General features: G+C 30.6%; 16 protein-coding genes. 12 read left to right on the forward strand and 4 right to left on the reverse strand.

Going from position 1 to position 16,034, the window contains the following annotated elements:
* Positions 1 to 99 precede the first annotated feature (99 nt).
* Together ACWYN7_RS13350 and ACWYN7_RS13355 are read left to right on the forward strand one after the other, a co-directional pair.
* Positions 100 to 606: a DUF6943 family protein gene (locus ACWYN7_RS13350; RefSeq protein ID WP_462860474.1), complete on the forward strand. Its 507-nt coding sequence runs from the start codon at positions 100 to 102 to the stop codon at positions 604 to 606.
* A gap of 39 nt (positions 607 to 645) precedes the next feature.
* Positions 646 to 996 carry a DUF2493 domain-containing protein gene (locus ACWYN7_RS13355; protein ID WP_462860475.1) on the forward strand — a complete coding sequence of 117 codons (351 nt, stop codon included), beginning with the start codon at positions 646 to 648 and terminating at the stop codon, positions 994 to 996.
* Between the two features lie 220 nt (positions 997 to 1,216).
* On the opposite strand, the gene ACWYN7_RS13360 is transcribed toward ACWYN7_RS13355, so the two are convergent.
* Genes ACWYN7_RS13360 through ACWYN7_RS13370 form a run of 3 tightly spaced genes read right to left on the reverse strand, consistent with a single transcriptional unit; the run spans position 1,217 to position 2,590 of the window.
* A complete protein-coding gene (locus tag ACWYN7_RS13360) occupies positions 1,217 to 1,432 on the reverse strand; it encodes a hypothetical protein (protein WP_462860476.1) in 216 nt (71 codons plus the stop codon).
* On the reverse strand, positions 1,395 to 1,832 hold the full coding sequence (locus tag ACWYN7_RS13365; protein ID WP_462860477.1) for a DUF5675 family protein: 438 nt from the start codon (positions 1,830 to 1,832) through the stop codon (positions 1,395 to 1,397). Before ACWYN7_RS13365 ends, ACWYN7_RS13360 begins: the two co-directional genes overlap by 38 nt.
* Positions 1,833 to 1,834: 2 nt before the next feature.
* On the reverse strand, positions 1,835 to 2,590 hold the full coding sequence (locus ACWYN7_RS13370) for a hypothetical protein (RefSeq protein ID WP_462860478.1): 756 nt from the start codon (positions 2,588 to 2,590) through the stop codon (positions 1,835 to 1,837).
* A gap of 158 nt (positions 2,591 to 2,748) precedes the next feature.
* Between ACWYN7_RS13370 and ACWYN7_RS13375 the strand changes: the two genes are divergently transcribed.
* Positions 2,749 to 2,946 (forward strand): hypothetical protein, encoded by a 198-nt coding sequence (locus tag ACWYN7_RS13375; protein ID WP_298765752.1) that lies wholly within the window; start codon positions 2,749 to 2,751, stop codon positions 2,944 to 2,946.
* A 238-nt stretch (positions 2,947 to 3,184) separates the two neighbouring features.
* Here the strand turns inward: ACWYN7_RS13375 and ACWYN7_RS13380 are convergent, their stop codons facing one another.
* Positions 3,185 to 4,216 carry a LacI family DNA-binding transcriptional regulator gene (locus tag ACWYN7_RS13380; protein ID WP_462860550.1) on the reverse strand — a complete coding sequence of 344 codons (1,032 nt, stop codon included), beginning with the start codon at positions 4,214 to 4,216 and terminating at the stop codon, positions 3,185 to 3,187.
* Positions 4,217 to 4,396: 180 nt separating this feature from the next.
* On the opposite strand from ACWYN7_RS13380, the gene ACWYN7_RS13385 reads away from it, so the two are divergent.
* The 9 genes from ACWYN7_RS13385 to ACWYN7_RS13425 all read left to right on the forward strand — a co-directional run bounded on the left by ACWYN7_RS13385 (position 4,397) and on the right by ACWYN7_RS13425 (position 16,028).
* On the forward strand, positions 4,397 to 7,021 hold the full coding sequence (locus ACWYN7_RS13385; RefSeq protein ID WP_462860479.1) for a TonB-dependent receptor domain-containing protein: 2,625 nt from the start codon (positions 4,397 to 4,399) through the stop codon (positions 7,019 to 7,021).
* A 172-nt stretch (positions 7,022 to 7,193) separates the two neighbouring features.
* Entirely contained in the window at positions 7,194 to 7,559 is a 366-nt protein-coding gene (locus tag ACWYN7_RS13390) for a glutaredoxin family protein (RefSeq protein ID WP_462860480.1), read from the forward strand.
* Entirely contained in the window at positions 7,549 to 8,865 is a 1,317-nt protein-coding gene (locus ACWYN7_RS13395) for an MFS transporter (protein ID WP_459485637.1), read from the forward strand. Before ACWYN7_RS13390 ends, ACWYN7_RS13395 begins: the two co-directional genes overlap by 11 nt.
* 52 nt (positions 8,866 to 8,917) lie before the next feature.
* Positions 8,918 to 9,856: a carbohydrate kinase family protein gene (locus ACWYN7_RS13400; RefSeq protein WP_462860481.1), complete on the forward strand. Its 939-nt coding sequence runs from the start codon at positions 8,918 to 8,920 to the stop codon at positions 9,854 to 9,856.
* A 31-nt stretch (positions 9,857 to 9,887) separates the two neighbouring features.
* Positions 9,888 to 11,612 carry an alpha-amylase family protein gene (locus tag ACWYN7_RS13405; protein WP_462860482.1) on the forward strand — a complete coding sequence of 575 codons (1,725 nt, stop codon included), beginning with the start codon at positions 9,888 to 9,890 and terminating at the stop codon, positions 11,610 to 11,612.
* Positions 11,613 to 12,013: 401 nt separating this feature from the next.
* Complete coding sequence (locus tag ACWYN7_RS13410; RefSeq protein ID WP_462860483.1) at positions 12,014 to 12,670, forward strand: TetR family transcriptional regulator C-terminal domain-containing protein; 657 nt, start codon at positions 12,014 to 12,016, stop codon at positions 12,668 to 12,670.
* Positions 12,671 to 12,676: 6 nt separating this feature from the next.
* Positions 12,677 to 13,981 carry an ABC1 kinase family protein gene (locus ACWYN7_RS13415; RefSeq protein WP_462860484.1) on the forward strand — a complete coding sequence of 435 codons (1,305 nt, stop codon included), beginning with the start codon at positions 12,677 to 12,679 and terminating at the stop codon, positions 13,979 to 13,981.
* Positions 13,981 to 14,610, forward strand: a complete 630-nt coding sequence (locus ACWYN7_RS13420) for a flavin reductase family protein (RefSeq protein WP_462860485.1) — start codon at positions 13,981 to 13,983, stop codon at positions 14,608 to 14,610. The genes ACWYN7_RS13415 and ACWYN7_RS13420 overlap by 1 nt, the downstream gene beginning before the upstream one ends.
* Positions 14,607 to 16,028: an SDR family oxidoreductase gene (locus ACWYN7_RS13425; protein ID WP_462860486.1), complete on the forward strand. Its 1,422-nt coding sequence runs from the start codon at positions 14,607 to 14,609 to the stop codon at positions 16,026 to 16,028. The genes ACWYN7_RS13420 and ACWYN7_RS13425 overlap by 4 nt, the downstream gene beginning before the upstream one ends.
* The last annotated feature ends 6 nt before the right edge of the window (positions 16,029 to 16,034 follow it).

Genomic DNA, 16,034 nt, shown 5'->3' on the forward strand with positions numbered 1-16,034 from the left:
TATAAAGGTCAAGCCCTTCGGGTTTTAAATAAAACTTTTTTCAATAGCCTTTTTCTTTTTAAATCAGCTTTTGTATAAAAAAACTTTTATCTAAAAACCTTGACAGCCTATCCAAGGCACTTTTATATAGGCATATCTCTTTTTAGTTCCAAAAAAATTATGTGCGAAGAGCAGCGAAGCATAATTTTAAATTGGATACCCATGTCAACTTTTCAAATCAAAACACACCAACCAGGTCGCACGTACGCAACTCCTCATTTTTTTATTTTAAACAAAGGGCTAAATTCTGGCAAACCGCTAGAAAAGCCTTGTCCAAATTGCTTTGTAATTACCACAACCACAGGAGCAGAAAGAGAATCCCTGTATTACTTGTGTTTATCCTTAAAGGTAGGGCAGTTCTTTGCCTATTATCTAAAAGGTTCTGTCATTCCATTTATTGGCATCTCAGATGCTAAAAAAGTAATCAATATAGCGTTACAAAATTACGAAGAGCAGCAATGGCAAAAAAAAGTTGAAAAACTCAAAAAAATAACAACTTTCGAAGAAAACCTAAAACACCAATTGGCAACTATTTCAAAATTAAAAATTGCTTTACTAAGATCTTAAACTGCCACAAACCAAAAACCAAAAACTAACAACTAACAAATGAAAGTAATTATAGCAGGTTCTAGATACTTCACAGATTATCAAAAACTAAAAAAAGAATGCGACCAATTCCTCCAGGATCAAAAAAACATCGTAATTGTATCTGGTGATCATTATAAAGGTGCTGACAAATTAGGAATTCAATATGCAAATGAAAAAGGTTTGAACCTAATAAAATTTCCTGCAGAATGGAACAAATTCGGAAAAGCTGCAGGTCCCATCAGAAATAAACAAATGGTAAACTATGCAGATGTTTTAATCGCTTTTTGGGATAGAAAAAGTAAAGGAACAGCAAGCATAATAAGATTTGCTAAAAATAAAGGGTTACTAGTTTATATTTACTATTATTAGATTTAGTTCCAAAAAAAAGCACCTCAGAAGAGATGCTTTTCTTTATTTGTCCGAAAATAGTTTTCGAAGAATATAGGAAACAAAAAAACTCACAACCGCTCCAATAGTTGCCATTATAACGGTAAATACAATATTTTGGGTATTAATATTAATTGCAGTTGATAAAAGAGTACCACCGATAAAACTCGATCGGATTTGAAAGTCATTTAGTATCATCTTTTTATTCGGTTTTTTTGTCTGAAACAACGGCTTGGCTTACAGCTGTGGCAACAGTTCCTGCAACTGTCAGATACGTGGCAACAGTTACTAAAGCACCAGGTAATACAATGGGTGCAGCTATTATGGCTCCACCAGTAGTAGCCAATGCAATACCGATATTTCGTAGTTTTTTAAAAAACTTAGGTGTTGGTTTTTGATAACGTTCTATAATTTTCATAATTCTGTGATGTAATGGTTAATGTTATTTTTTCTTTTCGATCTTGAGCTTGATAAACCAAAGCCAATAATTTTTGCATGGCATCTTTTGAATAAATGCCCTTTCCAATGCCACTCAAGTAAGTTACAGGGGCAATACAGCCTTCTAAATCTCGTTTAGCATCATTAGCAGGGTGAAATAAAATAAAGCTTCTGCCTTTTACATTTTTCAAAATCAAGTGATGCTGAAATCGTTTTGAAAATCGAGGTATTATTTCATATTCACCTTCAGGAATACAAGAAATATTTCTTTTGTTAGTTCTCCAGGGTAATTCAATAGTAAAACATAAAAACGTATCTGAAGAAAAGAGAGTACCATTAGTACCCTCTTTAAAATAAGCTCTTTGCAGTACTAAATCCATAATTATGGAGTATCAATAGTAACTACAGACAAAGCGTTGTAAACCCCATTTTTAAGCGCATACATTTCTCCATTTACCTCTTGATAAAATTCTACTCCTAAAACCTGAACCACTGGTAATGTAGAATTCGCAGTAATTGTTGCTGATAAAGAAATAGCAGCAGTATCAGCAGCAGAATAAGGTAAAATAGCAGTTTCATCATTTTCAAATGTTGAGGTTTCATTTACAAAATCCAATTCAGATGCCCCCATAACAATTTTAAAATGAGTTGTTCCTGCAGGCGCAGCAATTCTAACTGTTGGCGAAAAGGCAAGCAAATCTAAAGTTGCATCACCAGATACTCTGTCAAAAGCTTTTGTAAATGAAGCAAACAAAGTTGATCCTAACTTTCCATTCAAATTGAATTCAAAACCTTCTAACAAGCTTAAATTTCCATCTTGTAAAGTTCTTGAACCTCTATCATTAGTAGTGTCAGTTTTTGTAATTACTACTAAAGTTTTGGTCAAACGAGATACAACTCTTTTGTCTTTAGCATTTTGCAATAACACACGAATTGCATTTCGTAAAACTTTACCACCTTTACCTGCTCTTCCAAATTCAGAACCATTTTCACGAGTTCTTTGAAAAGCTGGGTCATTCTGGATTCTACTTTTGTCTACACCACCTTTTTCACGAGCCAAATGCCCATCAGAAGTTTTGTAAAATGAAATTCCTCCAATAGTTCCTTTTAATTTGATAATTCCTGTTTGTTTTGCCATAATTTTAGTTTTTTTTGATTAATACATCAAATCACGTAACTTTATAACACACTTAGCAAAAAGAGAAACCGCTTTAATCCATCCTTACCGATTAAACCTAAATAATCCTAAATAGGTACTTCTTGTTTTAAGTATGGATAAAGCATAGATAATGTATGATGATTACAAAGAGAGCTTGTATATACCCAAAGGACATTCAACGCATTACAGGACGTAGTGAGCGTTATTGTCGTAAGCTTATTAATAAGATTAAAGAATATTTAGACAAAGAACCTCATCAATTTATAACAGTACAAGATTTTGCTAATTATAGTGGTATTGAGGAAGAAACTATTAATAAATATTTAATAGATTAATCATAATATTTGAGGCTATTTGTTTGGTTTTAATGAAGTTAAAATCGTAAATTTGTTTTAGACGTTTAAACAAAACATACTATTTCAATTTAACTATTAGGTCTACAATTCGGTTCACACTGTTTTAGCACTTTTCCTAAAGTATTGATTTTACTGCATAGTGGCGGTTTAGTTATCATCCTGCCACCCCGACTAAAATGAATACCAATAGAAACTAAAACCTTGTAAATTGTATGATTTACAAGGTTTTGTGGTTTTTGGTAGATTCTCTTAAAATTAAATCGGTTTCAAGAACAATATCTTTGTAGTTAATTGGTTTATTTTTTTTCTTATCCTGAATTTCTTTATACAATAATTTAAACGCTTTTTTTCCCATTTCAAATCCTGGTTGATTTATAGTTGTTAAAGATGGAGAAATTACTGAAGCCATAAACCAATTACTAAAACCAATAACATTTATTTGTTCTGGTACTTTTATGCCTTGATTATTAAATTCTGATATAGCTCCAATAGCTACTAAATCTGTATTAATGAATATTCCATCTACGTTGGTATGTTCTTTTAAAAGTTTATTGGCATAAAATTTTCCTTCTTCAAAACTCATATAATCTAACAAGTAAACTAGAGAAGGATCAAAAGCTATATTATTGTCTAATAATGCTTGCTTGTAACCTAAAAAACGGTCAATTGAATTTTGAGGAAATAAAGGCCCTCTAAAATGAGCTATTCTTTTGCAACCAATATCAATTAAATATTGAGTAGCTCTATATGCTGCTTTTCTATCATCAATAATAACTTTAGAACATTTTATAACTTTTGCAATTTTATCGAACATTACTACAGGTACTTCTTGATCTTTTATTGCTGAGATATGTTTGTAATCTGCAGTACCGTTAGCTAAAGAAATTAAAATACCATCAACTCTTTTGCTAATAAGTAAATCTATCTGTTTTTTTTCTAATTCATAAGATTCGTTAGATTGAAGTGTAATTACCAAATATCCTTTTTTTTCTGCTTGAGAAATAATCCCTTTAATAACACTTGAAAAAAAATGATGTACAATTTCAGGAATAATCAAACCAATTGTTTTCGATTCTTTTGTTCTTAAGTTTACAGCAAAAGAATTAGGTTTGTAATTTAGCATAGCAGCTGTTTCTCTAACTAATTTTCTTGTTTTCTTACTTACATCTGGATATTCTTTTAAGGCTTTTGATACTGTTGTTATAGAAATTCCTAATTCTTCTGCAATTTGTTTTAGTGTAACCACAATATTTTTTTTTAATAAAATTTAAACTTCACTCTTTTACCCTATAAATATAGTAAATTATCTTAATCGAAAACGTTTTCGGTAAATCGAAAACGTTTTCGATTTATTTATTTCACAAAATAGAGTCTAATAAAAATACATTTGATAAAAAATAATTAACTATTTTATTAAATTCACACTAAAATGAAGAAAAAATTAAATTTAAAAAGTTTGCTTTTGATGATGATATTGTTATCATCTACAGCTTTTGTTGCCCAGTCAACAATTTCTGGTACTGTAAAAGACAACAGTGGCAATCTAATACCTGGTGTAAATGTCCTTTTAAAAGGAACCACTAAAGGGGCAACCACAGATTTTGATGGTAATTATGAAATTGTAAATGTAACTAACGGAACATATACAATTGTAGCATCATATATTGGTTATGATAGCTTTACTAAAGAAATTACGGTAAATGGTAACCTAAAATTAGATATAGTAATTAAAGAAAACGCACAATCATTAGATGAAATTATAGTAACGGGAGTTGTAAATCCTAAATCTAAATTAGAATCAAGTGTTTCTGTATCTAGTGTTGGTATTAAACAAATAGAACAAGCATCACCAAGATCTGCTGGTGAACTATTTAGAAGTATTCCTGGTATTCGTGCAGAATCTTCTGGTGGTGAAGGTAATGCCAATTTTAACGTACGTGGTGTACCAGTTTCTTCTGGTGGTTCTAGATATTTACAATTACAAGAAGACGGACTTCCTTTAATGTTATTTGGTGATACTTCTTTTGGTAATGCCGATAACTTTTTACGTATAGATTCTAATATCGGAAGAGTTGAAGCTATTAGAGGTGGTTCTGCATCTACGCAAACTTCTAATGGTCCAGCTGGTATTATTAATATGATTAGTAAAACTGGTAGAGTTGAAGGTGGTACAATTGGTGCAACCTATGGTTTAGATTTTCAAACTAGTAGATTAGATTTTGAATATGGTACTCCAATTGGAGAAGGATTATATTATCACATTGGTGGTTTTATGAGAGTTGGAGAAGGTCCTAGAGACATTGGTTATCAAGGTAACAAAGGTGGTCAGCTAAAAGCAAACATAACTAAAGAATTTAAAAATGGTTATGTACGTACGTACTTCAAATATTTAAATGACAGATCTGTAATGTACATGCCTATGCCAGTAGCGTTAACAGGTACAAATGCTGATCCAACTTTTGGTAATCTACCTGGTTTTGACATAACTTCAGATAGTCCACACTCAGTAAACATGCAAAATACATACAGTGTTTACGATGGTAATCCTACACAAAATGATATGAGAAGTGGTAACAATCCTGTTAGTACTTCAGTTGGTGCAGAGTTTTCTTTTGATTTAGGAGATGACTGGAAAGTAAATGGAAAAGCAAGATACGCAAACAACTCAGGTCAATGGAACGCTCCATTTACAGCAAATGTTGGTACTGTTGCAGATATAGAAGCTTTAGTTAGAGGTGCTTCTGGAGCAACAGGTGCATTAACTTTTGAAGATGGTACACCATTTAATCCAGCAAATGGATTGGCTCAAGATATTAGATATTTTGATGTTACTATCGAAGATTTAAGTAACTTTTTTAGCGATATTAAAGTAACAAAAGCTTTAAATGATAATATTGGTCTTACAGTGGGTATGTTCTCTGCAACACAAAACACTAAAATTGGTTGGCAATGGAGTTCTGCAATTTCTGAAGTAGCAGGAGATGGTCAAGCTAGACTAGGTGTTTTTGAAGGTTTCTCTGAAGGTGGAGCTTACTCTTATGGTCAACCAGTTTGGGGTAACTGTTGCCAAAGAAAATACAATACTGTACACAATGTAAATTCTCCTTATGTAGGTGTTGATGCAGAAATTTCTGAAAAATTAAACTTTGATGGTAGTGTACGTTTCGAAAACGTAAATGTAAACGGTTCAATAAACTCAGGACAATTAAGTAATTTAGATGCAAACGGAAATTTAATTGGTTTTGACTATAACAGTGATGGAGTGATTAGCCCTTTTGAATCTACAATACCTACAATAGCAGGTAATCCAGGACAAGCAATTAGCGATGATTATAATTTTGTTTCTTATTCTGCAGGTTTAAATTATAAAATTAATGACGGAGCAGCTGTTTTTGGTAGATATAGTAAAGGTGCATCTGGTAGAGCTGCAGACAGAAATACTTATGGTTCAGACGGCTTAGCTGATGTACAGTTTGATGAAATCTCGCAACTTGAATTTGGTTTAAAAAAGAGATTAGAGAATGGTGTTTTAAATGTTACAGGGTTTGTTAGTAACACAGATGAAGGTATTAGTAACGAGTTAAACAGAACTGTAGGAAACCCTTTTAAAGCATTAGGTTTAGAGGTAGAATCTGCTTTAGGATTTGGAGATTTTAGCATAAATGGATCTGTTACTTATACAAAAGCAGAAATTGATGGTGGTGCAAATAAAGGTAATAAACCAAGAAGACAAGCAGACTTTGTATACAACTTAGCACCAACTTATTCTTTTGGAGCCGAAAAACAACACCTTTTAGGAATTACAGTTTTAGGTACATCTAAATCTTTTGCACAAGATGATAACGACCTTGTAATGCCTGGTTACGCTTACATTAATGCTGTAGCAAAAGTTAGCTTAACAAAAGGATTATCTTTAAGTGTAAACGCAAACAATTTATTCGATACAATTGGTGTTACTGAAGTAGAAGGAAATGGAAACATTGCTGCTGGTTTAGCCGCTGCAAGAACAATTTCTGGTCGTTCTACAACAATGACATTGCAATATAGTTTTTAAGAAAAAAGTTCATTATTATTTTTTATTGATTTAAGTTTTGAAATAGAGCCAATTAGTAATTTTTTGGCTCTATTTTTAAAACTTATAAAAGCTAAAACAAAAAGCCAAAGTATCAAATTAGCTATATTTACATTAAACCCAAACACACTTTATATATAAATCTATTTTTAAAATGAAAAATTTAATAATTGCCATACTTTTATTTGCCTCACTACAAAATATTGCTCAAGAAGTGGTGCATCAAAAGAAAGATTCAGAAAAAGAAAAAATGATTGTGTATGGTAGTGATAGTTGCCATAGTTGTTTAGATACAAAAGCTTTTTTAAAAGAAAAAAATATAAAATTCACTTATTATGACATCGATGTAAATAAAGTGAAAGAGCAAGAAATGTTAGTAAAACTGCAAAGAGCTAACATTCCTATTTACACTCTAAGTTTACCAGTAATAGACAACAAAGGAGATGTATTTTTAAACAAAGGTAATCTTAAAGAATTTCTAATCGTATTAGGTAAAAAAATTGAAGAAAATGAAAATTAAAAAACCCACATTAAGTTTCTGGCAAATATTTAACATGAATGTTGGTTTCTTAGGCATTCAATTTAGCTTTGGTTTACAACAAACTGCGGTAAATCCAATCTTCTCTTTTTTAGGAGCAAATCACGAAGATTTGCCACTACTCAACTTGGCAGGTCCAGTAACAGGTTTAATTATTCAACCAATTATAGGCGCAATTTCAGATAAAACTTGGTCTCCACGTTTTGGAAGAAGAAAACCATTTTTCTTAATAGGAGCTTTAATTGGTAGTTTGTGTTTATTCGCATTTCCATACAGCCCTTCTTTATGGTTCGCTGTAGGTTTACTGTGGATTTTAGATGTAGGTAACAATATGGCAATGGAACCCTATAGAGCCTTTGTTGGAGATAAACTACCAAATAAACAATTAAGTTTTGGTTATCAAATGCAAAGTTTATTTGTTGGTGCAGGTATTGTTTTGGCAAACGCATCTATATTTATTTTTCAAGATCAATTTGGTGGTGCAGAAAATGTTGATGAAACTGTAAAAGCAATTCCTAGATGGTTGTATTACTCCTTTTTTATAGGCGCAATTTTATCTATTGCAACCATACTTTGGTCGGTAGTAAAAACTCCAGAAATACCTCCATCAGAAGAAGAATTAAAAGAAATAGAACAGCACAACAAACTATCTTTTATAGATAGAGTAAAAACGCCTTTTAAAGAAATAGTTGGCGCTATAAAAGACATGCCAAAATTTATGTGGAAGTTAGCAGGAGTCTATCTTTTTCAATGGTATGCCCTATTTATTTATTGGCAATTTATTTCGCCAATGTTCGAAGAAAGTATGGGTTTTAATAAATCAGAAGCATTAAGTCAGGCCGCAAAAATGAATACAACCTATAATATTTCTACCATTGTTTTTGCTTTGGCATTAGTGCCTTTTGCTCTAAAATGGGGTGGTAAAAAGGTGTATGTAATTAGTCTCTTTTTAACAGGTATTGCTATGTTAAGCATACCCAATATTCAAGACCCAACATTAGTTATTTTACCTATGATTTTATTTGGTATTGGTTGGGCAGCAATGATGGGTATTCCGTATTCTATGGTTTCTAAAATAGTACCTCAAGAAAGACGTGGTGTATATATGGGTATTTTAAATATGATGATTGTAATTCCAATGGGAATTCAAACTTTAACTTTTGGGCCAATTGTAAAAAACCTTTTAAATAATAGTGCAATAAATGCCATTTTATTAGGAGGCGCCTTTTTTATAATTTCTGGTTTTTTAGCACTTAGACTTAAAGAACCAAAATCAATTGCAGACTAAATTTAAGGTGCAATTTGCATCTAAAAAGAAATAACTGATAAAGAAATTAATTTTGAAAAACAGTAATAAAAATATAGATATTTTATGCGTTGGCGAAGTCTTAATCGATTTTATAGGCCATCAAAATAACGTACTCATCAACGAAACAAGAGATTACCATCGCTATTTAGGAGGATCTCCTGCCAATGTTGCCATGAATTCAGCAAGATTAGGATTAAATCCTTATATGATTTCTGCAGTTGGAAATGATGGTTTTGGAGAATACATTTTTAAAAGACTAAATGAAGTAAAAGTAAACACAAACCATTTAAAAAAATCAGAAAATAATTCTACGAGCGTAATTTTTGTATCTCGTTCTAATGGCACACCAGATTTTATGCCTTACAGAAATGCAGATTATCACATTTCAGAAGATCAAATTACTGCTGAAATGTTATCAAAAACAAAAATATTTCACACAACTTGCTTTGCATTAAGCAAAAACCCAGCGCAAACCACAATTCTTAAAAAAGCAAAAGAAGCCGTTAAAAATGGGTGCAAATTAAGTATTGATATTAATTATGCTAAAAAACTTTGGTCTAGCAAGCAAGAAGCGCTAGATGTTATTAAAACCTATTGCAGTTTAAACCCTTTAATTAAAATTAGTGAAGATGATATGTTACGTCTTTTCGAAAAACAACTTCCTCATGAAGAAATTTTTGAGTTCTTTCACAATTTAGGGGTAGAAACTGTATGCCTTACACTTGGAAGTGAAGGTGTAAAACTTTCTCAAAAAGGAAAAAATTTGATTCAATTACCCGCTATAAAAATAGAAAAGGTAATGGATACAACAGGAGCTGGAGATGCTTTTTGGTCTGGTTTTTTATTTGCATACATGAAAGAAAAAACCATCGAAGAATGCTTACAAATTGCATTAAAATTAGCAGCATTAAAACTACAAAATGTAGGTAGATTACCAGATAATATCAATATTTTATCAAAACTCTTATAATTATAATTAACAAATTATGTATCAAGAAAAAATGAAGAGTATCTCAAATGGTGTAATGTTAAATGCATACCCAGATAGCATTGGTCATAAATTAAGTGACACCATTAAAATGTTGCAAAAGCCAGAATTTAAAGATGTTTTTTCTTTATTTTATGTACTACCTACTTTTTTTAATAGTGATTTAGATAGAGGTTTTTCTATTATTGATTATAACATCAATAAAGAATTAGTTTCTAAAGACGATTTAATAGCTCTAAAAGAATTAAATATAGATCTAAAATTTGACATTGTTTTAAATCATCTTTCTGTAGCTTCTCCTCAATTTAAAGATCTTTTAAAAAACGGAAAAAATTCTAAATTCAAAGATTTTTTTATCAACTGGAATGAGTTCTGGAAAGGTAATGGAGAGGTTAATGATGATGATATCGTTATTCCAAAAGAAGAATTTCTCAATAAATTATTTATGAGAAAATCAGGACTTCCAATTTTAAAAGTTCCTTTTCCAGATGGAACTGAAAAACCATATTGGAATACCTTTTATCAAGAAATTAAATACAACAAAATTACAGAACAAGATATTATTGAAATTATCCCACAAATTTCTAATAAAGCTGAATTGATTTGTGAAAAAATCAATTCAGCTATTCTTAAAAAAGAAAACCTATCTGCTATAAACTTTGAAGAACTTGATGAGTATAAAGAAGATGTATTGTTATTAGTTGCCCGTAAAGCAACTTATCTAGGTCAGATGGATGTAAATGCTAAATCTGAATTGGTATGGGAATTTTACGAAGAAACTTTAGCCAAAGTAAAAAGCTTTGGATGTTCAATTTTAAGATTAGATGCTTTTGCATATTTACATAAAGAAATAGGGCAAACTAATTTTTTTAACAAACCTGGTACTTGGCAATATTTAGAAAGAATTAACCAAATTGCTAAAAAGAATGATTTAGTTCTATTACCAGAAATTCATGCAGAATATGGTTTAAACCTACACAATGAAGTAGCAAGCCAAAACTACCCTATTTATGATTTTTTCTTACCAGGATTATTAATTCATACCTTAGAAACTGCAGACAATTCAGCGTTATTAACTTGGATTAACGAAATTATAACCAAAGAATATAAAACTGTAAACATGTTAGGTTGTCATGATGGAATTCCTGTTTTAGATTTAAAAGGTAAAGAAGTTAATGGCAGCTATAACAAGGGTTTACTAGAAGATAAGCAAATAGAATCCATAATGAATACAATTATGGAGCGTGGTGGAAGAGTAAAGAATTTATATGATCCTTCTGGTAAAAAAATATCTTATTACCAAATTAATGCAACATTTTTTAGCGCTTTAGGAGAAAACGAACAAAAATTACTTTTAGCCAGAGCAATACAACTGTTTACGCCTGGTATTCCTCAAATTTGGTATCTAGATATCTTTGCCGGCAAAAACAACTATAAGGCTGCTGATGAAGGTGGTAGTGGTGGCCATAAAGAAATTAACAGAACAACACTTTCTCAGCAAGAGATAGAAGAAGGTTTACAAACAGATATTGTTAAGGATCAGCTAAAGATAATGCGATTAAGAAATACTTTAAAAGCATTTTCTGGACAAATAAAAATTAACGATGTTTCTAAAGAAAATTTAAGCATTTCATGGTTAAACAATGAGTCTGAAGCCCATTTAGAAGCTAATTTAAAAACCTTTAATTTCTCAATTTCATACACTGAAAATAATGTGAGTAAGAGCTTAGATTTTTAGCTTGATAGTAAGTATATCATACATTTAAGTTTTTTGATCAATTCAGACTACTTGATAAGATACCCCCAATTATTAAACCTCGATAAATGATATCGAGGTTTTTACTTTTAATTAAGATACGCTTTCCTAAAACATCATCTAAAAGTGATCACAATTAAATTATTATTTAATAACCACAAGGTTTTTCTAAATCTCAGGAGTAACTCTTTTAATCTTAAAAAAAGTACATTATTTTAATTCATCAATAAAATAAAAACCAAACTACTTTCAAATTCCTTATAGAGGCCAATATTCTTACTAATTTCTGGTTGTAATTATCTGTAATCTTACAGTTTAAATTTTTGTTTAACTAATTCTAAAATTAATTAAACATTTCGTATCTTTGTACAAAATAAATAATTATGGCTACAGAAAACAAAATATCAAAAGAAAACATTATTTCGTTATACATGGAATTTGTTTTAGAAAATAATCATCAACCAAAATCTGTCTTTAGTTTTGCAAAAGACAATAATTTTGAAGAAAGTGATTTTTACAAATATTATGCTTCTTTTGAAGCTATTGAAGAAGCCATCTTTTCAGAATTCTTTCATCATACCATGAACGTTTTAGCAAAAAGTGAAGACTATGAAAGCTTTGATGCTAGAAACAAATTATTAAGTTTTTACTTTACTTTTTTCGAAATCTTAACTGCCAATAGAAGTTATGTGGTTTATGCCTTAAAAAACAGCCAAAAAGATTTTAAAAAGTTAAAATCACTAAAAAAATTACGTGAAGATTATATCACCTACATCAAAAATTTGGGCATAGAAAAATTAGATTTAAAACAAGAAAAGCTAGAAAAAATTCAAGACAAAAGCATACAAGAATCTTCTTGGTTCCACTTATTAGTGACTATGAAGTTTTGGTTGGATGATACTTCTGCATCCTTTGAAAAAACAGATATTTTTATCGAAAAATCCATTAACGCTCGTTTTGATTTAATGGACATAAAACCACTGAAAAGCATTATCGATTTTGGGAAATTCATCCTAAAAGAAAAAGTTAACTTTAATTAAAAGCCTATGAAAACAATAGATTCTATACCAACTTCTAAAATTCAGAGGGCTTCTAAGTTAGTTACTACTGGAGCAAAAATTGGGGTAAATTACCTAAAATATTATGGTGATAAAATTACCAAAACCGAAGACGAAGCAAAATCGAAATTAAACGAAAACAACGCAGAAGATATTTACGATGGCTTAAAACAACTTAAAGGAAGTGCTTTAAAAGTAGCACAAATGTTAAGTATGGAAAAAAGCATTTTACCACAAGCTTATGTAGAAAAATTTTCGCTTTCTCAGTTTTCTGTACCTCCTTTATCGCCTGCATTGGTAACCAAAACTTTTAAAAAGTATTTTGGTAAAAATCCCAACGAAATTTACGATAAGTTCGAATCAGTTTCTGTAAACGCAGCAAGTATTGGCCAAGTGCATAAAGCTGAAAAAGATGGAAAAAAATTAGCGGTTAAAATTCAATATCCAGGAGTTGCAGAAAGTATTGCATCAGATTTAGCTTTGGTAAAACCAATTGCCATTAAAATGTTTAATATTAAAGGCAAAGATTCTGATAAATATTTTAAAGAAGTAGAAAATAAATTGGTTGAAGAAACCAATTATATTTTAGAAGTTGAGCAAAGTAAAGCCATTGTTAAAGCCTGTGCGCACATACCCAATTTAAAATTTCCAAATTATTATTCAGATTTATCTTCGGATAGAATTATAACTATGGATTGGATGAATGGCGTGCATTTATCAGAATTTTACACAGATAATCAAGAAGTTGCCAATAAATTAGGACAAGCTTTGTGGGATTTTTACATGTTTCAAATCCATAAATTAAAGAAAGTTCATGCAGATCCACATCCTGGAAATTTTTTAATATCACCAGAAAACGATTTAATTGTAATCGATTTTGGCTGTATGAAAACCATTCCTAATAGTTTTTATGTACCTTATTTTGAATTAGCAAAACAAGAAAACATTTCTGATCCTGTTTATTTTGAACAAAAATTATTTGAATTAGAAATTTTACGTGAGGATGATTCTAAAGAAGAATTAGATTTTTTTAGAGCTATGTTTCACGAAATGTTAAGCCTATTTACTCAACCTTTTAACGAAGAAACTTTCGATTTTTCTGATGAAGAATTTTTCGGAAAAATATCAGATCTAGGTCAGAAATATGCAAAAAGTACAGAGCTTAAAAACATGAATGGCAATCGAGGTTCTAAACATTTTATTTACATCAACAGAACATTTTTTGGCTTGTATAATTTAATGCACGATTTAAAAGCGAAAAATGTAGTGATTAATAATTTTAACAATTTGTAATGGCTTTTTTTAATTTTGATGACATTAATGCTTTAGAAAAAATTTATAAGATAAACCTTATAAACAGTTGCTCTGGCTTTAAATCGGCCAATTTAATTGGCTCTATTTCTAAAGATGGAACTACTAATGTTGCCGTTTTTAGTTCTGTTACACATTTGGGGTCTAATCCACCTACTTTGGGTTTTATTTTAAGACCTACAACTGTGCCAAGAAATACGCATCAAAACTTAAAAGACATTGGTTATTTTACAATTAATCATATTTGGGAAGAAATTGTAGAAGACGCACATCATACTTCAGCAAAATATCCAAAGGAAATTTCTGAATTTGATATGACAAATTTAGAACCTGAATTTAAGGGAAACTTCAAAGCTCCTTTTGTAAAAAATGCACCAGTACAAATGAACATGAAATTTATAGAAGAAATTTATGTGCCTTCTAACGATGTTATGTTGATTGTAGCTCAAATTCAAGAACTGTACGTTCATGATAAATTACTACAAGAAGATGGTTTAATCAACTTATCTAAAGGAAACGTAGCTACCATAAATGGATTAGATACTTATGCCATTCCTAAATTTAAAACTCAATTGGGTTATCAAAGACCTAAAGAAATAAATAGCTTATGAAAATTCTTGTAACAGGCGCAACAGGTTATATTGGCAAGCGTTTAATTCCTTTATTATTAAACGACGGTCATACTATAGTGTGCCCTGTTAGAGATAAAAAAAGAGCAGAAAATTACTACAAAGAACAAAAAAATATAGCCCTTTTTGAGGCTGATTTTTTAAACATAGAATCGTTAGAGAACATTCCTAAAGATATAGATGCCGCTTATTATTTAATTCATTCTATGTCTAATTCTGCAAAAGAATTTCACGTTTTAGAAGAAAAATGTGCATTTAATTTTAAGCGATTTGCAGAATCTACATCTATAAAACAAGTAATTTATTTAAGCGGAATTACAAACGACACAAAACTTTCAAAGCATTTATTATCTAGAAAAAATGTTGAAAATACATTAGCTTCTAAAAAATATGCTTTAACCACTTTTAAAGCAGGAATTATAGTTGGTTCAGGTAGTTCATCCTTCGAAATTATTAGAGATATTGTAGAAAAATTACCTGCAATGATTGCCCCTAAATGGTTAAACACCAAAACACAACCCTTAGCAATTAGAGATGTTTTATCATTTTTACACAAAGCTTTAGGCAGGCAAGAAATGTACAATACTTCTTACGATATTTTTGGGCCAGAAATTTTAACTTACAAAGAAATGTTGTTGCAATTTGCAGAAGTAAGAAAATTAAAAAGATGGATTTTAACAGTACCAGTAATGACTCCGAAATTATCTTCATATTGGCTTTATTTTGTTACTTCTACCTCTTACAAACTGGCAACTTCTTTAGTAAATTCAATGGGTGTAGAAGTTATTGGCAAAAAGAGCAACATCAATCAAATTTTAGACATCAATCCAATGGCTTACAAAGAAGCTGTGCAATTGGCGTTTAATAAAATAGAGCAAAATAGCATCATTTCTAGTTGGAAAGATTCTTACATCAGTAGTGGAAAACTTAAAAATTATGTGGATGAGTTTATCAATGTTCCTCAATATGGTTGTTTTAGAGATATCAAGAAAAGAAACCTAAAAAACAAACAACAAACTTTAGACAGAATTTGGGCAATTGGCGGAGAAACAGGTTGGTATTATGGCAATTTTCTATGGAAAATTCGCGGCTTTTTAGATCAACTTTTTGGTGGCGCTGGTTTACGCAGAGGAAGAAGGCACCCTACAGAATTAAATGCAGGTGATGCTTTAGATTTTTGGCGCGTTATTTATGCTGATAAAGAAAAAGGCAAACTACTACTTTATGCAGAAATGATTTTACCTGGCGAGGCTTGGCTAGAATTTAAAATCGAAAAAGGAGAATTGTACCAAACTGCAACGTTTAGACCTCATGGTTTGGCTGGCAGATTGTATTGGTACTCAGTAATGCCTTTTCATTGGTTTGTTTTTAATGGCATGATAAACAACATTAATAAATAATATTTT

Source organism: Polaribacter sp. M10 (genome assembly GCF_054968445.1).